12 protein-coding genes are annotated in these 20177 nt (G+C 40.2%); 1 reads left to right on the top strand and 11 read right to left on the bottom strand.

Annotation, left to right across the window (positions count from 1 at the left end; genetic code table 11):
- Nucleotides 1–28: 28 nt before the first annotated feature.
- The 8 genes from ACTNB8_RS13420 to ACTNB8_RS13385 all read right to left on the bottom strand — a co-directional run bounded on the left by ACTNB8_RS13420 (nucleotide 29) and on the right by ACTNB8_RS13385 (nucleotide 11056).
- A complete protein-coding gene (locus ACTNB8_RS13420; protein ID WP_441055484.1) occupies nucleotides 29–1084 on the bottom strand; it encodes a nucleoside hydrolase in 1056 nt (351 codons plus the stop codon).
- Between the two features lie 22 nt (nucleotides 1085–1106).
- Nucleotides 1107–2075: an ABC transporter permease gene (locus tag ACTNB8_RS13415; protein ID WP_072522044.1), complete on the bottom strand. Its 969-nt coding sequence runs from the start codon at nucleotides 2073–2075 to the stop codon at nucleotides 1107–1109.
- A gap of 42 nt (nucleotides 2076–2117) precedes the next feature.
- Nucleotides 2118–3254 carry a sugar ABC transporter substrate-binding protein gene (locus tag ACTNB8_RS13410; protein ID WP_441055481.1) on the bottom strand — a complete coding sequence of 379 codons (1137 nt, stop codon included), beginning with the start codon at nucleotides 3252–3254 and terminating at the stop codon, nucleotides 2118–2120.
- A 64-nt stretch (nucleotides 3255–3318) separates the two neighbouring features.
- Nucleotides 3319–4272, bottom strand: coding sequence for an ABC transporter permease (locus ACTNB8_RS13405; protein WP_441055479.1), 954 nt, complete (start codon nucleotides 4270–4272; stop codon nucleotides 3319–3321).
- A gap of 12 nt (nucleotides 4273–4284) precedes the next feature.
- On the bottom strand, nucleotides 4285–5787 hold the full coding sequence (locus ACTNB8_RS13400; protein WP_441055477.1) for a sugar ABC transporter ATP-binding protein: 1503 nt from the start codon (nucleotides 5785–5787) through the stop codon (nucleotides 4285–4287).
- Nucleotides 5788–6005: 218 nt separating this feature from the next.
- Complete coding sequence (locus tag ACTNB8_RS13395; RefSeq protein WP_441055475.1) at nucleotides 6006–7700, bottom strand: sensor histidine kinase; 1695 nt, start codon at nucleotides 7698–7700, stop codon at nucleotides 6006–6008.
- A gap of 28 nt (nucleotides 7701–7728) precedes the next feature.
- Entirely contained in the window at nucleotides 7729–9303 is a 1575-nt protein-coding gene (locus ACTNB8_RS13390) for a response regulator transcription factor (RefSeq protein ID WP_441055473.1), read from the bottom strand.
- A gap of 298 nt (nucleotides 9304–9601) precedes the next feature.
- A complete protein-coding gene (locus ACTNB8_RS13385; RefSeq protein WP_441055471.1) occupies nucleotides 9602–11056 on the bottom strand; it encodes a helix-turn-helix domain-containing protein in 1455 nt (484 codons plus the stop codon).
- Between the two features lie 258 nt (nucleotides 11057–11314).
- Between ACTNB8_RS13385 and ACTNB8_RS13380 the strand changes: the two genes are divergently transcribed.
- Entirely contained in the window at nucleotides 11315–11803 is a 489-nt protein-coding gene (locus tag ACTNB8_RS13380; protein WP_441055469.1) for a DUF2798 domain-containing protein, read from the top strand.
- 106 nt (nucleotides 11804–11909) lie between these two features.
- On the opposite strand, the gene ACTNB8_RS13375 is transcribed toward ACTNB8_RS13380, so the two are convergent.
- The 3 genes from ACTNB8_RS13375 to ACTNB8_RS13365 form a co-directional block, all read right to left on the bottom strand.
- The gene (locus ACTNB8_RS13375) at nucleotides 11910–12224 is read right to left on the bottom strand and encodes a hypothetical protein (RefSeq protein WP_441055467.1); all 315 of its coding nucleotides are present in this window, start codon (nucleotides 12222–12224) and stop codon (nucleotides 11910–11912) included.
- Complete coding sequence (locus ACTNB8_RS13370) at nucleotides 12211–13002, bottom strand: ParA family protein (RefSeq protein WP_441055465.1); 792 nt, start codon at nucleotides 13000–13002, stop codon at nucleotides 12211–12213. Before ACTNB8_RS13370 ends, ACTNB8_RS13375 begins: the two co-directional genes overlap by 14 nt.
- Before the next feature lie 136 nt (nucleotides 13003–13138).
- Nucleotides 13139–19948: a leucine-rich repeat protein gene (locus ACTNB8_RS13365; protein WP_441055463.1), complete on the bottom strand. Its 6810-nt coding sequence runs from the start codon at nucleotides 19946–19948 to the stop codon at nucleotides 13139–13141.
- Between the last annotated feature and the right edge of the window lie 229 nt (nucleotides 19949–20177).

Here is a 20177-nt window from a genome sequence, read left to right as displayed (position 1 = left end):
ACGATCAAGCCGCTCTTTCTATTTGTTATTATTTGGGAGCCTTCTGAAGTTTGCTGAACATATCTCCCAGAAGTGCATCACGATAAATAAAGCGAACAAGTCTCATTTCATGCCTGGTTTCATCCTGTTCCCATTTCAGATCCTGTGTCAGTCTCGGAGTTGGAACCAATGCAGACGGACACCAGTTTGGATTAACTACGTAACCTACTGTAGAAATATCCCAGATAATCCTTGAAGGTGAAAGCATAGAATCCGTTGTCGGTGCACCCTCTTCTCCATAATCATCCAATCCGGCACAATATGTCTGATGGAAAAGATCCAGCCAGTTCTGTGCCATTTCCTGAGACATCTGGCTCGTAACTGTCTCACATAAATAAGTTCCTACTTTGCTCTTTCCCTTGATATGGTATTCCAGTTCCGGACCCGTAACTGAAAGATAAGAAGCTACTGACATACACGGTACCAGAACCAGCGGAACTCCGCTGTCCAGAATTACCTGCGAAGCCAGAACATCCTGGCCAAGATTAAATTCTATTGCATGCGGCCAGTACAGCGGTTGTCCTGACAGCCAGACTACAACCATCTTCTTTATGATTTCAGGATCCATAAGAATTGCCGAGGCAACATTTGTAATCTCGCCAATAGCTATGACATAAAGTACATCCTCGCATTCATGAACTCTCTTTACCAGATCACGGGCTGCATCACTGTCAACTGGCTCATCTTTTACTGTCATATATCTTTCCGATCCGCGGAATACCCTGTCATTGAAATCTTCCCTTCCAAGGAGTTTCATAAGCTTAAGTATTTCCTGATAGCTCAGTTCAAGGCCTTCCTGAAGATCTCCTGTCATCGGAATTGCAACACCATCCGTCTGCATCAGGCGTGCAAAAAAGTCAGATGAGAACGGTGCTGCATAAACAGCTTCCATTTCTATTTTTTCCGGTGAAAGCATTGCGTATGAGATTGCGAACTGATCATCCACCTCATTATAAGTATCTGAATCAATTACTGCATGAATTTTTTTTCGTGGAGGTTCCAATCGCTGCCTGCGTTCCTCTGCTGTTAAAACTGGATATTTCATTTTTTGACTCCTTTCCAAACAGTTATGATGCACTCAGTGCTTTCTGTCTGACTTTTCTTTTTTCTCTGAGTTCTTCTATTCTTCCTGAATTTTCAAACAGGATCATTACTATCAGGAGGAATAATCCAAGTACTACATTCTGGAATGTGTCCGGAAGTCCTGCTGCGATCAGGCCAATAAAAATAATGTTTAAAGTAAACTGAGCAATAAATATTCCGATTGTCAGATTACAGATTCTCTGCAATACCAGTGCCAGCAGAATACTGATCAATGGTTTAAACATAATTGTTACACTGCCAAGACTTGTCTGCGCCCCAACTGAACCAGACTGACTAAGGGTAAGAATTGCTGCGATTCCGATAAATACACTTCCGTATACAATTGACTTGCATTTAACCAGATCTGTTTTGATACCAGAATTTTTCGCTACAACTTCGTTACTTCCAACTGCCCGCATATGAAAGCTGAACACAGTACGGTTAAAGATAAAGTAAAACAGAGCTGCTGACAAAACAAAGACAATAACTATGTTCGGTGAAGACCCAAAAATCGCATACTTATTATCAATCTGCACAAATCCGTAGTGTCCTGCAAGTTTAGAACCAATGATTTCAAACACCATCGTCAGTCCCATTGTCAGAACAAGTGACGGAATCTTTAACCACCAGTTAAGAACACCTGTAATAATGCCTACTACAATTGCACTCAGGACTGCTCCCAGGATCATTCCTGCCAGACCATACTGTGCAGCAAGAAGTCCTCCAACAACACCGCTGATAACCAGTCTCGAACCAATTGTAAAATCAAATATTCCGCAGATATTTCCATATGCAATAGCATAAGCGGTAATAGTAGGTATAATTGTCTGAAGAAAAATCGTGTAAATACAATTCCAGTTACTGAACCTTTCAAAGCAAATAACCAAGAAGATCAGATAAACGATTACAGGCAGCATAATTACTTTCAGTGTATTTATCAAAAATCGTTTCATATTGGTTTCATCTCCTTATTTTGCAGTTATATCTGCAACTGCTTATTTGCTGTGACGCTCAACAACATCAGCAATTGAGAATGTAGAGATAAGATCATTCATATAGTCCATATCAATATCAGGATTGTAGAATTTGATCATTTTATCTTTGATTTCATCAGCTGTGTAAACGGCATCATCACCAAGGAAGTATTCATTGAACTGATCGGCCTCTTCTGCTGTTGTAAGTTCAAGATATGGTGTGATAATGTTGGTAGGTCCGTCTTCAACGATAGGGGTACCAATTACTTTGTTTACAAGAATAACTGCTGATACAAGCGGGTCGATCTGCTGCTGTCCACCGTAAGATACGTTGAATGTTCCCTCTTTCAGATAATCACCAAGTGTTGTTTCAAAATCAATTCTGCCGACTTTGATATCACCTGCTTTGTCATGATCTGCGAGTGCTTTTTCAATTGTCGGAATTGCGCCACCACAATATGTTCCAAGCACAAGAATACCATTCATTTCCGGATATGCTGCGATATAACTTTCAATAGTTTTCGTCATATCTGTTGTTACAGAAATATCATAAGTTGTATTTAAAATATTAACTCCTGCTTCTTCTGCACCTTCAGCAGCACCTTTGTCACGGAGATCTGAGGAAGTATCACCTTTTGCAATATTGATGACACCTAAATCTGTAACGCCCATATCTGCCATTGATTTTACAATATTGGAAGAACAGGTTTCATCATCTTCATTGCATCCACCTGCATACCATTCTGAATCATACATTGCCTCACGGATATCATCATCACTGATCGTACGGAACATTGTTCCCCAGTAAACACCTGCATCTGCACACATTGCATCAACTGCCGGAAGCATGGAATCGGAAGCCGGCATAAACAGGATACCATCAACATCACGGCTGATAAGTTCGCTGATGTTATCGATCAGTCCATCTGCTGAATTGTCAGTTACTACATTTACCAGTTCACCACCGGCAGATTCCACAGCAGCTTTTACGTTGTTGTAAATAGAGATCCAGGTCGGGTCTGTATTTGCGGTATCCCATGGAAATCCAATTTTGAACGGTTCCGGATCTGAATTATCAGCATACACACTTACCCCTGAGAACATTGTTGCAGACAGAGCTACTGTCATCCCGATTGCTACAAGTCTTCTTAATTTCATATTTCTTTCCTCCTTAAAATTATATAGTTTCTTTTTTGTGAGCATTTCTGCTCATAATTACACTTTATTTAATTACAGCTGCGCTTCTGCGGTCAAAGGAAATAGCTACTACTATAATAAGAATAATTCCCTGAACAACCTGCTGCGTCAGACCATCAATTCCAACAAGTGACATTCCGCTCTTTAATAATGCCATTGCCACACTTCCGATAATTGCTGCGCGAAACTTGACATTCCAGCCACCGGAAAGAGGCATTCCACCAAACAGAACTGCAAGAAGAACATCAAACTCAAATGCATTTCCTGTTTTTGAAGAAGCTGTACAGGCTCTTACAAGAGTGAAAAATCCAATCAGGCCACATATAAGCCCAACTAACATAAATGATATCATCCTCGTTCTTTCAACATTCACACCGGACTGTCTTGCCGCTTCTCTGGAAGCTCCAACAGCACGACAGTTTTTTCCGAATGCACATTTCTGAAAAAGCACTCCTGAAATTATCAGAACAATTACCATTGTAAGAATTTTTACCCAGTCTTCATCAAACACTCGCATTGAAATCGGGATTCCTACTGAACCATTCAGATAATATGTTGTCAGTCCACGGAAAATAAATGAAACTGCCAGTGTTCCAATAAAAGATTCAACCCTCAGATAAGCCGTTGCAAATCCACTTATGAAGCCAATTCCAAGTCCTGTGATCAATGCAACCGGCAAAATCAGTGCCGGACTGATCGTTGCTGAAAAAGCCCCCATTGCCGAGGAGAAACCTACAATAGCTCCAACTGAAAGATCCAGTTCGCCAAGAGCCATAACAAATGTATACATCATGGAACATAATGCAATGCTGAAGAAATTGTTAAAAATATTCATCAGATTTCGCTGTCCCAGAAGTTTTCCACCTGTCAGTATCTCAAATAATACAAGAACAAGTACCAAACCAAGAAATGCAAAATTATTTATCAGCAGTTCTTTTATATTTCTCTTTGGAGTCTCTGATACTTTGCTGTTTTCCATCCTGCTCACCCCTTAAATCATTTTCTGTATCAGCTTCGCTTCAGTCAGACCATCGCTTCGATGAAATTCTCCTGAAACGGCTCCGTCTTTAAGAAGAATAATCCTGTCAGACATTCCGATCAGTTCCTGCAGTTCCTCTGAAATCAACAGAATAGATTTTCCTTCTTCTTTCATCTGCATGATCAGCTGATAAATTGCAGCTTTTGTACCAACATCAATTCCTCTGGTAGGACAGTCAAGAATCATTATGTCTGAGCCTTTTCCCAGCCATTTTGCCAGTACAACTTTCTGCTTGTTTCCACCGCTCAGCGTATTACAGAAAACTTTGATGGAATCTGCTTTTACTTCCATCCTCTTTGACCATTTTTCTGCAAGCTGTTTCTGCTTCTTATCTGATATTGGACCAACCGGTGTAATGTCTTTCAGAGATGGAAGGCAGATATTATCTGCTATACTGCTGATCAACATCAACGATTCCTGATCTCTGTTCTTTGAAACATAGCCAATTCCATGTTTTACTGCCCAGGAGGCATTTTTCACGCGTTCTTTATGATTTTTCAGTACCACACCTGCTTCAGGCTTCAGAAGCCCAAACAATGCTTTTCCTACATCATGCATACCACAGTCGCTCAGGCCGCCAACTCCAAGGATTTCACCTTTATGCAGCTGAATCGTAAAATTTTCCAGGGAACCTGCTGTAACATTCTGGCTCTCAAGAACAACCTCATCACTGACCGGCACTCCCCCATCTTCTCTGTAATAATGGCCCGAGAGTTCACGGCCAATCAGAAGCTGTCTGATTTTGTCCGCATCAAATTCTTCTTTCTGCAGATTTGCTACAAACAATCCGTCACGCAATACAGTCAGTGAATCACATTTATCCATAATCTCATCAATATCATGAGAAATAAACAGGATTGCCTTTCCTTCGTCTCTTTTTTCTTTCATCAGCTTATACAAAAGCTCACGTCCTGAAACAGATAATGCTGTAGTTGTTTCATCAATGATCCAGATTTTCGGAGAAGTATACAACGCTCTCGCCAGCTCAACCAGTTTACGGTCTTCAAACGACAGCTGGTCTATCATTTCATCTGGTTTTATATTGTCTACATAGATACTCTGAAGTGCCCTGGCAGCTTCCTTATTCATCTCCTTAACATTCAGTACTCCGCCTTTTGCAAATTTATTTTCTTTTCCAAAAAAGATATTTGCTGCGACAGAAATCTTTGAAATTGTTCCCTGTTCCTGAACTACCATACTGACTCCATGGTTCACCGCATCTACTGTTCCCCCTGGTTCATATGGTTTTCCGTCCAGATACATTGTTCCACTGTCATATTTCTGCATTCCGGCTACAATTGATGAAAAAGTTGATTTTCCTGATCCGTTTTCTCCAACCAGACCTCTTATTTCTCCGGCCTTTATGGAAATATCAAACTCTTTCAGTGCATGTACTGTTCCAAATGATTTGCTTATTTTTTCTGCCCGGAACAAATATTTATCCTGCTCAGCCATTCTTTCACCCCGCACATCTTTGCATTTCTTTGTGTTCCCTTAATTTCTGGATTTATTATAGGCCGGTTCTTTTGTGCAATAAAGATGATTTTTTTCATATTTTGTTAGATTTTCCGTCTTTTTTCTATTTTTATATTATTTTTTTCATCATTATTATGTTATTACACAAAAGAATGCTGTTGTACACATATAAATCCGTCATGTACAACAGCATTCACTTAGTTTTCTCCAAACTCTATTGTTATCTTTGTGCCTTTGCCCATCTCACTTTCAATCTGCATACAGTCCGTATTTCCATAAAGATAATAAAGTCGTCCCCGGATATTTGACAGTCCGATTTTCTTCCCTCTGTCCTCAGGGTTAAACCTCATACTCTTAACCTCAGCCAGTTTCTCTGTTTCCATTCCGCCTCCATCATCTTCTACAGACAAAACAAGATTGTCTTTTTCATTTTTATATACACTGATTATAATTTTTCCACAGAATTCTCCACTTTCCTCATCGATCAGGCCATGAAACAGAGAATTTTCAACCAAAGGCTGAATCATGTTTTTAGGAATCTGCTCCTCCATAAATTCTGAAGGAATCTTCCATTCCACATCAAGCTTCCCATCATACATAAATTTTTCTATCACAATATACTGGTTTACGATTCTCATTTCATTTGCTACAGTATCTGTAATCTGTATGTCATTCACCCTGAGTCTGTCCTTCAGTATTGCTATAAGTGCTGAATTGACTGTGACAATGTCTTCGCATCTTTTCTTTCTGGCAAGATAATTGATGCTGTTAATTGTATTATAAATAAAATGTGGGTCAATCTGACTGACCAGCAGGCTGAAACGGATCTGCTGTTCCTTTGCCTCTTTCTCTCCAATTACTTCTATACTGTGTTTCAGATCATCAATCATTTTGTTAAAAGAAGATTCAAGCAGTCCAATCTCATCCTGTCTGTCAGACACTACTTTGCAGTCCAGGTTTCCCCTCGCAGCCATAAGCATACGCTGTGACAGAATCATAACCGGATTTATCAGGTTATTTACATTTCTGTAATTCATGAACAAAACAAGCACAAGAAATAGCATCAGGTTGATAAACAGCCCTCCAATGTACGGAAAAATTGCGAGCCATATGGTTTCTTTTTTTATTACAGACGCAATCTCATAACCGCACGTAGCTGATTTATCATAAAATATAATATCTCCTGTCATTTCATTTCTTTTTTCTTTATCAATTTCCACCGTCAGATTTTTGATATCTGCAATATTATCATCAGACCCATACTCATAGAAAATTTTCCCCTTGCTGTCCTTCAGATACCAGGCATCCAGACTACTTCCGGCAAGTCCTCTCATGTCTTTCAGTGTATTATTCAGATTTACAAACATAACAATACTGCACCATTGATTATTCAGATAATAATTTCTGGCATATGCAACTGTAAAATAAGACTTTGAACCTATTTTTGTCTGATAAACGGAAGAATAAGAACGGCTGAATCCAGTCTCCATCATCTTCTGAAACTCATCCGACTCTATTATCTCATAATCTTCTGCCCCAATATTAGTCATAGAATCAATTGTTGGCGCATTCTGACCTGCAATTGCAATTCCTCTGATCATTCCCATATAACTTGTAAGGTTATTAAGTCTTACAGACGCACCGGTACTGTTTTTTGCATCCGGGTTTTTTAAATAGTTTTGAATGTCATTATTCTGTTCTACTGTAGCAGCGACATTTTCCATATAATTTTCTACCAGGGACAGCGTATTTTCCATATGCTGCAACAGGGAAGCCGTTGTATTCTCAGATATTTTCACTTCTCGCTCTTTAAATGTAGGATAAAAAAAACCAAATGAAATACCTGTTGCCACAATAAAAGCGACAAGTCCTCCTGTAAGGATACTGACCATCAGACGTTTCCTGAAAGATGTTTTATATTTAGTTTTCGTTTTTTCTTCCTCCCTGTCTAGAATACTCTGTCGGAAACATTCCTGTTTTCTTATAAAAAGCCTGACTGAAGTACTGGCTCGAATTATAACCTACTGCTGAACAGATTTCATATATTTTATATTTTCCCTCGTCCATCATTTTTTTTGCAGCATCTATCCTTACATCCGTAAGGTAACTTTTCAGTGTTACTCCTGTTTCTTTTTTGAATTCACTACTCAGATATCCCGGGCTCAGATGTACATATGCCGCTACATCATTAAGCGAGAGATCCGGATTCCTGAAAGAGCGATAAATATACTCCACTGCATCAGCTACTATTCTGGAATAACCTTTGACTTCCCGTGAGATATACTCATGATAAACTTCCATCTGTTCCTTCAGCCACAAAGTTATCTTTTCTGCATCAAGCCAGTTTTTCCAACATGTAGTTATCCGCGGAAACTCCTTTTCTTTTCCATTGTGTACTTTTTGATAAGCATGTTTTAAAGCCATATATCCGGATTGTGCTGCACTTATAAACTGCTCAGCTCCATCATTTCCGGCTATATCAAGAATCTCTTTCAGCATCCTGGTCCTTGTCTGAGAATCTGTTTCTTTCAGCACTTCTTCCATAGAAATTCCGTTTGTCGTTCCGGCTGCATTTCTTTCTTTTTCCAGTTCCTGTACCTGAGAGCAGTCAAGTATGTGTATTTTTCCTGTTCCCTCCAGATATTTCTTCAGAAAAATTCTTTTATTTTCATCATAGAATCTTTTAAACTCATAAAGGCTGATTTTTCCCCTGACAATATAAAGCGTGAATCCGAATCCTGTTCTTTTCTGTAACCTGCTCTGAAATTCATGTGCTGTTTTCAGCAGTTTATTTTCTCTGTCTGAATAGTTCTTCTCATCAGGATTCAATGCAATTACCATTTTTCGTCCCGGAATTGCGGTTATGACTTCCAGTTCCCAGCCGTCCGCCTTTTCATCTGTCAGTATTTCAACAAACTTTGCTCGGTGAATGATAATTTCTTCAGGTACATTTTCTCCACTTAAACTTACAGGAAGATCCTGCTCTGCCATAATAATATATTCCGGCCTGTTAAGAATTTCTTCAATATCAGTATTCTCAGTCATTTCCTCTGACAGGAAAAACTGTTCCAGCATTCTGTCGGTTATATAGCGTTCTCTTTTTCCTGCTTTTATAATGCTGTTTTTTAACCGGAGCAAAAGATCTGAAAGTGAATTTGCAGTTATTTCACTTTTTATTATATATTCAGTTATTCCAAGGCTTATCGCCGCTTTTGCATAACTGAAATCCTCATATGCAGTCAGAAGAATTATACTGACTTTTTCATCTGTCTTACGTATTTCAGATATCATTTCAATACCATCCATAAATGGCATTCGTATATCTGTAAAAATCACCTGTGGATGAAGTTCCCTGTATTTTCTGAGCGCCTGCTTTCCGTTAAAAGCTGTTGCAATTATCTGATATCCGGCTGCCTCCCAGTCAATCATAGTACTCAGATCTTCCAGTATCATTTTTTCATCGTCTACAATCATTACCGATATCAATTCTGACATATTCTGCCCCCAATGTCCCAAATATACGTTTATATTAGTTATTTCTACTTTCTTTGTCAATAAACCATAAATAAAATTGATGTTCTGCGTAAAAGTATGTAAAAAAATCACACGAATCGGAATTCCATTTTGTGGAAAATTCACGAAAAGTCTGTCCACAAATACTGCCACATATTGTTGCCAGACAAACTGCTCTGTATAATTAAAACATAGTATCGGCGTGTAATAAAATGAAAAAGAAGCAAAAATCCCATTCAGATATTATCGTGAGGTAATCTGAATGGGATTTTTTGTCAAATCACTCTTTCAATGAATCAATCAGCTGACGAATAAATGCGCCTGCATCTTTAGGTGTATAAAAAGAAGAATCTTCCATGTTTTCCAGATAATCCTGAAACGTATTGATAAGACTGTACTCGTTAACTGTAAGAACAACACTCTGACCATTATTACAGCGAAAGATCATGGTTCCTGTATTCCCGCAGATACACAGATGCAAATTTCGCGGAAGCGAATTTAATGGTTTCTGAAGAATACGATAAGTACCATTTTGGCAACAGTTAAGTATTCCCTCAAGTATTACAATACGCTCGTTTTTTGTCAGCGTCCGGTAAAAAATATCAGGGATTTCTTCAGTACGACCAGTTTTTGCAAACTGCATCATACCCTCAGCAGTAAAATATATGAAAAACAGATGCGATGACAGTTTATTCATGTTTTTCCTGAAAGCCTGTTCCGCCTCCGAGAGAATCTGCGCTGCCTCCGGAATCTCCCTGTTAAAAATATCCCGCAGCATTTGCCCCGAAAGGAATGGGGTAATACATGCCTCCGGCTGGATTCCAATAAGTGATGAAGTCTCAAATTCAGAATAAAACATGCTTTGGAATACTTCAATATAATTTTCAGGTGTAAAAACTGTCGTTCTGAAAAGAGGCTGACACTGATTCTGATAATTATAAAACATCTGCCACAACATATCCAGAATCTCCGGACTGTTATATAGAAGCCCTGACTGATAATCAGCTGTGCAGGTAATTGCAGCTTCAGAAGTCAGTATCATGCATGGAAAAAGATTAAAATTATGATAGTGTGAGTGAATTTTATCATAAAAATACCATGTCTTATAATTTAGTCCTGCAAAATACAGTGGAAATATCGTATACAGATATTTCAGATTGACAAGTTCATGCTCTTTTGTAAATTCATCTTTGTTTGTCAGACAAAGAATATGATCTATCTGGAGATGAGCAGATGCAGGAAGTGCAGCCAGAAGTTTAAAAAGGAAATCATAGTCTGATTGCAAAAACAATGCTATCTTTCCTGATTCAGAACCACATTCTTTCAAAAGCATCTGATGGAGCTGATAGTTAATGTGCTGCTGAGACGAAAGAACTGTACAGCCGAAATCCTGACTGACCGACTGTTCATAAAGTGTAAAAAACTGAAGGTCAGCATTACCGACTGGCTGACTTGGAAAATGTGTAATAAAATTCTCAACACTTTTTCTTTTATAATATAAAGAAGCACCTGTCCTTGAAATATTCCAGGCTTCCTCCAGGTGCTGAAATTCCACAGGTGTAAGATGCATGAAATGAGCCATTTTTTCCAGAATTTCTCTGGACGGCGGATTTCGTTTTCCATTCATCAATTTATACATGGTGGAACGGTCCAGTTCACAATATCTGGCAAGTGACAGAACTTTTGTTTGTTTCTGGGTTATATAGTTACTGAGAATGTCAGAAAATACAGACATAATATGTATAAAGCCTCCTATGTTTCGCTGCCATAAGAATACCATGTTAATGACAACTAATTCAACAGAAAAGTATCAATTTCCATAATAAATTCAACCAATTTATTATAATAAATTCTGCCTTGACTTTCTTTTTTTTCTGTGATAACATAATCCACGCAATTTTGAATATGGTCTAATTGGAAACGCACATTCTCCCCGAATGATTAACGAACAACACATGCTCTTTAACTTATCATTATCAGAGGAGGATTTTTTATGCCCAAAAACAAATTTCAGGAAGTAATTTTCACTATTATCATGGTATTTTTTATGGTCTATGCAATGATCTGCTATAATATTGCTCTCAATACAGGAGCATTGACCAATGACGTATTTCTTGCCGCTTTCCATGAACTGGTAATCATGGGACCAATTGCTTTTGTTCTTGATTTCTTTATCGTTTCCAAGCTTGCTTTTGCCTGTGCTGCACGTATGGTAGATCTGAGAAACAGCCACCCGTTCAGCAAAATTCTGGCTATCTCTGTTGCCTCTGTTGCATTTATGTGCCCACTTATGAGTCTGGCTGCAACTATTCTCTTCAAGAATGCCGGAAATCAGTTTGTAGCTGTATGGCTTCAGACAACTGCATTCAATTTTCCGATGGCATGCTTCTGGCAGCTGATTTATGCAGGACCGATCGTTCGCTTTATTTTCAGACATATTTTCAGAGAAAATGAATCTGTTTCTGAAACAGTAACAGAATAAAATCCACCATTATCAGTAAATACTATCAGAGTATTATGTAAAAAATGGGAGGTATGACTTCATGTAAAATCATATCTCCCATTTTATTATTCACTTTTTGCAACACTCAAAGCAGATATACCGGAAGTTCATCTTTAATCTGGACTGTTCCGTTTGAAGTTTCTTCAACTTTCTTTGCAGGTGCTTTTCTGGTTGTTTTTGGTTTTGCTGCTGTCGCTTTTTTAGCTGTTGTCTTTGCAGCTGTTTTAGCTGTTGATTTTGCTCTTGTTGTTTTCTTTGCAGGAGCCTTTTTTGCCGGAGCTTCCTTCTTTTCTGCTGCCGGTTCAACCGTTATTTCCGGAGCTTTCACTTCTGCTGCTGTTTCCGGTTTTGCTTCTGCAGCATTTGCTGCTCTTTTGAGACTTTCTTTACCTACTGACACGTTTCATTACCTCCTCTGCCAATTCTGTATATTCTTTTGCGCTTCTGCTGGATTTCTTGTATTCCACGACCGGTGCACTGTTGTCCTGCGCCCATTCCACAGAACTGTCCACACGGATCACAGAGTCGAACACACTGATTCCATCCAGCTCATGTAGTGTTTCCATTGTCTGTTTGAAATAATTCTTACGGGTGTCAACTTTCGTTACCACGATTCCGGCAACAGACAGATCCGGTGAGATCTGCTTCACCTCATTAAGAAAATCAAACATATTTGCAAGGCCAAACATTCCCCACGGGCTCGCCTCAACAGGAATGATCACTTTGTCTGAAGCACAGAGAATATTCATGACCCAGCCTCCAAGTGTCGGCGGTGCATCAATAAGAATATAATCATACACTTCAGAATCTTTGATATTCTGCAGACATCTGCGAAGGATAAATTCTCTCTGCCATTTGGTAAAAAGCTCATATTCTATTGAACTCATTAATGTTGAAGAAGGAATCAGATCCAGATTTTCATATGGTGTATGTACAATATAGTCCGTCAGATCCTCCTGCTTACCAATCGCACGATACAGGTTTTTTTCTCCTGCTGCCTGCTCCAGCACCCAGTCTTCCGGGAAGAAAGAAAGTGATAGGTTCAGCTGCATGTCACCGTCTATAAGAAGAACCTTTTTGCCGGCTCTCGCCATGGCTGCTCCCAGGTTGGAACAGGTGGTGGATTTGCCGCTTCCGCCTTTGTTATTGGTAAAGCACATGGTGATTGTTTTTCCCATGGGAATACCTCCCTTATTGTTTGCTTTCGATGTGTTTTATTATACGATTTTTTTCGACATAATTCAACTGCCCTGGCTAAAATCAGCCAGGGCAGTTAATAAATTTTTATTCAGTTTTCGTAGTTAACAGTTTCTGTTATTTTTTTACTGTTACAGTGACGGTTACTTTCTTTGATCCGGATTTGATCGTAATCTTTGCTTTTCCGGCTTTTTTGGCAACCAGTTTACCTGTTTTGGATACTGTAACTACTTTCTTGTTTGATGAAGAATAAGTTACTTTCTGACGTGACGTAAGCGGTGTTACTGTAGTCCTCAGCTGGAAACTCTTCTTACGTTTCAGGGTAATTTTCTTCTTGTTTACGGAAATCTTTTTGGTCTTGACAGCTCCCTTTTGAACTTTGATCTTCGCCTTAAGGGTCTTACCACTTGCAAGCTTCACGATCAGGTTTGTGTTACCTTTTTTCTTTGCTTTGATCTTTCCCTTTGCATTTACTGTGGCGATCTTCGGGTTGGAAGTACTGTAGGATTTTACATAATCTCCTGCAGCCAGTCCTCTTGCCTTCACAACAGTTGTAGACTGTTTTACTTTCAGCGGAATGGAAGACATGTTCAGACTTCCTGTCGGATCAGCTTTGTCAATATATGTGCTGTCCTTGGAACCACAGATTCTGCAGGTTCTTGTCATGATACCACGTTCAAAAACAGTTGATGCTTTTGTCAGTTTCCAGCCGCCATATACGTGTTCATGTTTAAATCCACCGTTATTGTTTCCATTATTTCCATTATTATTTCCGTTGTTGCCATTGTTGTTGTCATCATCGTCGCCATTGTCCGGTGCGTAGATATCAAAATCTCTTTCTTCAGTACCGGTATATAATCCGATACCTGTAAAGATTGCCGTTGCGGTTCCGATGTTTCTGTTATTTTCAAAACGAACTTCATAATCTACACCTTCATGAATGTAGGCTGTATGCTGTGCATTATACGCATCAATAGATGGGATTACTTCTTTTCCACCCTGATATTCTGCATCCCACACCAGAATCGTGCAGTCTGACAGATTCAGTTTTTCATCCGGTTTCATTGATACCAGACCGTTATCCTCTGCATACTTCTTTGCAGTTTCTGACTCGCCCCTCACAACAAATGAAGAGTTTGCTTCCGGAGTTCTGTTGCTGTCATAACCGTAATAGAATCCCAGAGCTTTTTCACCTATGGAAGTGACTCTGTCTGGAATCAGGCAGCTTGTCAGGCTTCTGCAGGCGATAAATGCATAATCCCCAATTGTCTCAAGCGTATCCGGAAGAGAAACATTATTCAAATAAGAATATTCTTCAAAGGTATACGCTCCAAGTCCGGTAATTCCCTCTTTGATAATAACCTTTTCAACCCTGTAAGGATACAGTGGTCCGCACCATGGTCTGGTGCTGTCACCTTTCGTGTAATCAGGAAGTTTACCTGTACCGGAAATTGTAAGGGTGTCGTTTTCATATTTCCAGGTAAACTCATCATTGTCTCCGAATTTACCGTTCAGTGCTTCGAGTGCCTTAAATGTGATATCATTTTTATTAGCATAACTCTCAGCTTCACTTCCGTAATATCCGTAAATCGTATCACAGGTTTTGAAATTACAGTTGCCAATGTCGGTAACACTCTTCGCAATCTCAGCTTCCTTCAGTTTTTTATAATCATCACTGAACGCACAATATCCGACATTTGTGACGCCTTCTTCGATCACGACTTTCACAATGTCATTTCTTAAGACATACCATGGATAATCATCTGCGCCCCATTCATCGTACATGCTTCCTTCACCGGAAAGTGTCAGAAGACCGTCTTTATAATTCCATGAAACATAGCTGAATGTTCCGTGATAACCCGAGTTTCCGGTTCCAAGAGACTTAAATTTCAGTCCTTCTTTCTTTGCCCAGAATTCTGCCTGGGTGTTTGTATAACCGGAAACAACAAGATCTGACGCACAGCTGCAGTCGATTTCTTCCACACATTCCGGAATCGTTACCGATTTCAGCTCATATAAATTGCAGGTTAATTTTTTTACAGGCCATCCCACAATCTCTTCAGGAATCGTAAGGTCTTCTCTCTTTGTATCAAGGTTGCTTATCTCACCTGTAGCGGGCATAAACCTGTATTTCACATCTCCTAAAACATACCATACATTTTCGTCCGCTTCCGTAAATTTACAGGTATATTTTTCACTCTGTGTTTCGTCACCGTTACCATTGCTGACTGTCAGCTGTACATAATACCACAGATTGGTATCCTGCGCAGTGAATGTACCTTCCCAGCTGCCTTCTTCTTTTTCCGTCATATTGAAGGCATAATTTGCTCTGTCAGTCCATATTTTTGCGCTTACAACGTATTTCTCATCTGTATCTGTCGGAACTGTTGCCTTAACCGTAAAGCTGTCCCCTGTCACAGTATACGGCGGTACGGAAATTTCTTTGAACTTCGGTGCATCTCCCACTGTAAATGTATAATCCACACTGTCCGTTGTTTTACCTTTTCCATCCACTGCAGTAAAGCTTACTGTATGTTCACCTTTACTGAGTGCAGAATCCATTTTATAGGAAAACTCGCCACTGGATTTTTTATAATATTTTGCAAATTTATCTGCTGATACAAGTTCTTTTCCGTCAACACTCATGATAACAGAAGAAACACCGCTGGCATCCATGATGTTTGCTGTGATCACAGGATTCTCTGATGTTCTGCCAAATACATTAATGTCCGTAACAGACGGTGCAGCGCCGTCAAGGATCAGTACATATTCACCATTTTTTGCAGCTGTTGCTGTTACCTGATGATTTTCTTCATCAACCACACTGTCAGCTACGTAAATATAAGCACCGCTTTCCTCATCCAGCCTGTAAACGGCAAGATCTGAAGCATCAGCAGCAGAAGCTTCTGCTTCTTCCAGTTCTGCATCTGTATATTTAAGGGTAATTTTAAGGGCTGCTTCTGAAATGTCAGATACTTCTTTTCCATTTGCATCTACCACCTGTACAATGCAGGCATCTCCTACTGTGCTGGCTGTTTTTCCGGCATCTTCATTACCTGCGCCGGCCTGGACTGCTGCTTCCTCATCAGCAACTGTAAATACTTCAAAGCTTCCTGCCAGATCTGTTGTTGATGTTTTTGCTCTGCATACAAGATTTACATGCCAGTTTTTGTTGAATTTTGATAATTCTGATTTGATAACCGCTGAGCCGTTGGATATCACTTTGCCAACTATGTCTGTTGCATTGCTTATCAGATCACCGACCTGTGTCGGAATTCCTTTTGCACCTGCCAGAAGAATATCATTTAATTTATGGCTGTCTACATCGTTCTGTGCATCCCTGATCGTTTCCATGGAATCTGACTGTGTAAGAACAGTCTCGGATTTTACTGTTCCGTTGGAGGTCTCTGTCCCCCAGCCATGTGAATAGCTGAGAGAAAATCCAAGGTTCAGTAACGGATCCTTTCCTGCTGTTTCTCCACCTTTACCAAAAATCTTGATCGACGGTGAAAAGCTGTAGGTATTTGTCAGATTATCACTGCGTGAATATGTATACTCAAGTTCTGATGCCAGCATTGCTTCCTGAACCTTCGCAAGTTCTCCGGAAGAGATTGGCATAAGTTTTGTCTTCAGAGTTGAGTACCAGGAATTATCCGCAGTTAAAAGCTGATCTGCCGCCGAAAATGTACGGGATAAAGATGAGATCGTATCATCGTATCCCACCTGCTCTTTAATTCCACTGTTATATCTTGTTTCACTGAGTGTAACTTTATCATCGCTGTCCAGAGAAAGTGAAGTAGAATTCACCAGGCTGCCTCCGATAAGTCCGCCTGCATCACCGATCAGTGATAGTAGCTGATTGGAAATCAGGGCATACTGTGCAGTTGCCTTTACTCCTGCAGAACGTACGGTCTGTCCGGTATTGGAATCCACTTTCTGTGATGCGGAGTATGTGGTATCTGTGCTGAGATTTCCAAATTTCATATCACCGACCAGAGTTCCTGTCAGCTTATCTGTCAGGGTCAGGATTGTACTGCTTCCGGAAAGTCCTACTTTGATTCCGTCTTCTGATACCTCAAAGTTGCTCAGAAGATTTCCTGAGACAAGTGACTTCCCGATAACAGAAGACAGGAAAGCATCTGTGTTTTTTACAAGTCCTGTGACATCTGCCTTAAACAGCATGATCAGTTCCAGATAAGTTACCACCAGTTCCTGATGATTTTTATTCGTAGTTTTGAAATTATTAATGGTCGTTGAATATGTGGAATATTCAGTAGCCTTGGCAGAACCTGTGGTTTTGAAAACATTTACAGTGTCAAGATCTGTGGAACCCCATTTTCCATCCAGCATTTTCAGTTTTGCTTTCTGTGCATCAGATAAAGTCAGGGAAAGTGTAAGGTCTTCCGTTCCGTTCGGATTATGTTTCAGAGAAATTTTGCTCTCTGAACTGTGACCGTAGGAAAACCAGCTGGCCTCTTTGTCTCCGAGGCTTGCCTCTACACCCAGACCTGTTGACCAGGTTTCTGTATAACTCATTGGTTTCACAGCAACATTTACTGTAAATTCCTTCGAATATTTTTCACCAGCGTCATCTGTCCAGTGAACCGTATAAGTAACTGTATCATTATATGTTTCGTTTTTATTTGTTGGTGTATATACCGGTGTCTCGAAAGCATATCCACCATCCATCTCAGACATGATTTCCCACTGTGTATACTGATATACCTTATCATTCTGTGCATCTGAACGTCTCTCATATTCGAAATGAGTTTCCGGAACTGCATTACCGTCTTTGTCAGTCAGGAAGAAACGGACAGTTGCTTTACCACTTCCGTTTATGGTAACGTTACGAGTCGTTACATCATCTACAGGTTTGCCGTCTTTGTATTTTTTCCAGGTGATCTTACCACCGTAATTCTTTCTTTTGTTTCTTTTCCAGGTCGTATTGTCACCCGGATACCAGGCTGTAAGTTCATCATTCAAAAATGCATTCTCATAGCAGTACGTAAATGCATCCCCTTTGAAACGGATGTTTTTCAGTGAAGGGCAGTCTGCAAATGCCCGGTAATTGATTCCTGTAATTTTTTCAGGAAGCTTAACAGTGGTCAGGCTGTCGCACTCCTCGAATAGCTGCTTCGATATTTCAGTGAGACCCTCCGGCAGGGCAATACGTTTCAGTTTTCTGCACTGCCTGAATGCTTCATCTCCAATTTCTGTGATCGTATCCGGGAACCTTACCTCCTGAACGATCATTCCTGCAAAAGCACCATCGGGAATTTTTTCCGTCCAGCCATACTGAAGTGCCATACCACTTCCGATCGGGCCGACGGAATCCATGGCTGTACCCATAAAATCCTGTCCTGACATTTCTGCCACACTTTTCGGAACAGTCAGTTTCGTTAATTCTGAACAGTTCTCAAATGCTCCAAGAGTCCCCCAGAAATGATAATTTTCTCCGCTGAGTGCAACCACTGTATCCGGAATGTTTACACTTTTCAAGGAGGAACAGTTTGCAAAAGTTGAGCCGAGATGAGTCACTCCGTCAGGGATCACCACTTTTGCCAGAGATGTACAGCCTATAAATGTTCCGTTCAGTTCTTTCACTCCGGAAGGAATCCGTATCTCCGGAAGAGTTTCGCATCCATAAAAAAGTCCGTATCCGAAATCTGTAAAGCTGTCCGGAATCGTTACACTTGTAAGTTTCACACAACACCTAAAAGCTCCATATTCCCTTGGATTTTTCTGTTTCTGTACGCCAGTCATTCCTGTCGGCAGGGCTACGGATTCCAGCTTATCCGCGCACGTAAATATGTAGGTTGGAAGAATGGAACCACTTCCCCAGCCCAAATTGATGTTATAGGAACTTCCATTACCGGCAGTCTTCAGGCCGGTACAGCCGGTAAAAATACCATAGATATTTTCTCCGAATAATCCGTCCTTCTCCCAGATATATCCTGTATCTGTAACTGATGCCGGAATATAAACATTGGTCAATCCGGTACAGTCCATAAAGGCAGCGCCTCCGATGGAAGTGATTCCGTTCGGAATATTCATGCCGCTGAGTTTTGGACATTCTGCAAATGCATACTCACCGATTTTCGTTGCATTTGATGGAAAATAGAAATACGACAGGTTTTGGCAGTTTTTAACCAGACCTTTTGGTATTTCTGTAAGATTCAGGTCACTAAGATTCAGGCTTGAAATCCCGGAACCTGCAAATGCATACTCACCGATTTCTGTTATCTTGGAACTTAATTTAATCTGAGTAAATCCCTCAAATGTAACGCTTGTAAAAGCATTCTTTCCTATTCTTGTTATAGATGAAGGAATGTTTACATACGAAATATTTGTACCCCAGAAAGCACGGTCACCGATACTGGTAACACCCTCGGATATGTGAGCCTGATTGAAATCACGGTTGTATACATACCAGGGATTGGGCAATATGCCACCATTCCAGTTATCCATATCACCATATCCCTCAATATAGAGAACATGATCATCTGCGATTCTCCAGGTCACATTGTCACCACATTTTCCTTCGTGCAGAGTAGCACCTGTCGCCGGAGTCTCTTCCTCTGTGACATTGTCATCCTGGAATTCGGAGCCTTCCTCCAGAGAGATTTCAGCCTCAGTATCGCCTGAGATTTCTTCATCCTCCACAGTCACTTCTTCCGAGTCACCGTCAGATGTACTGTCTGAGAAGTCATCAGAATCCTCTCCGATCGTAATCTCATCCTGTGTTTCATCTGTGCTTACTGCGGCGGCTTCTTCTGTTAAATCCTCAGATGCCCCCCTAGCTTCGTTTTCTGCCGATATACTCTCTTCTGCCGTGAAATCTGCCGCAGGTACTGTATAAACAGAGCCTGCGAGCATGACAGCTGAAAGTGACACTGAAAGCAATTGGTTCAGTAATTTCTTTTTCATGGCATATCTCCTTCTGTATGGTAAATTCTGTAATAATAATTGCTATATAAAATATAGCAGAATTCCCTGTTTTTCACAATAAAAACCGCCCCGAAAATTTTTACACTGTAGAAAGACTGTTACTGTTCACAGGTAATATTCCGCGAGGTGTTTTGCCATGAATATGGCAAAATCCCGAGACATACGGGGCAAAATCCCATCACCGAAGGTGATTTGGAATGGATTTTGA

This window comes from Blautia sp. HCP28S3_G10 (genome assembly GCF_052065235.1).
Classification (GTDB): Bacteria; Bacillota; Clostridia; order Lachnospirales; family Lachnospiraceae; genus Blautia_A.
This window is presented reverse-complemented; position numbering and strand designations above follow the sequence as displayed.

Coding starts and splice junctions, on each gene's coding strand:
- ACTNB8_RS13380 (WP_441055469.1), top strand. CDS start 11,315: ATGCCCAAAAACAAATTTCAGGAAGTAATTTTCACTATTATCATGGTA.
- ACTNB8_RS13410 (WP_441055481.1), bottom strand. CDS start 3,254: ATGAAATTAAGAAGACTTGTAGCAATCGGGATGACAGTAGCTCTGTCT.
- ACTNB8_RS13420 (WP_441055484.1), bottom strand. CDS start 1,084: ATGAAATATCCAGTTTTAACAGCAGAGGAACGCAGGCAGCGATTGGAA.
- ACTNB8_RS13365 (WP_441055463.1), bottom strand. CDS start 19,948: ATGAAAAAGAAATTACTGAACCAATTGCTTTCAGTGTCACTTTCAGCT.
- ACTNB8_RS13390 (WP_441055473.1), bottom strand. CDS start 9,303: ATGTCAGAATTGATATCGGTAATGATTGTAGACGATGAAAAAATGATA.
- ACTNB8_RS13395 (WP_441055475.1), bottom strand. CDS start 7,700: ATGGTCAGTATCCTTACAGGAGGACTTGTCGCTTTTATTGTGGCAACA.
- ACTNB8_RS13370 (WP_441055465.1), bottom strand. CDS start 13,002: ATGGGAAAAACAATCACCATGTGCTTTACCAATAACAAAGGCGGAAGC.
- ACTNB8_RS13400 (WP_441055477.1), bottom strand. CDS start 5,787: ATGGCTGAGCAGGATAAATATTTGTTCCGGGCAGAAAAAATAAGCAAA.
- ACTNB8_RS13385 (WP_441055471.1), bottom strand. CDS start 11,056: ATGTCTGTATTTTCTGACATTCTCAGTAACTATATAACCCAGAAACAA.
- ACTNB8_RS13405 (WP_441055479.1), bottom strand. CDS start 4,272: ATGGAAAACAGCAAAGTATCAGAGACTCCAAAGAGAAATATAAAAGAA.
- ACTNB8_RS13415 (WP_072522044.1), bottom strand. CDS start 2,075: ATGAAACGATTTTTGATAAATACACTGAAAGTAATTATGCTGCCTGTA.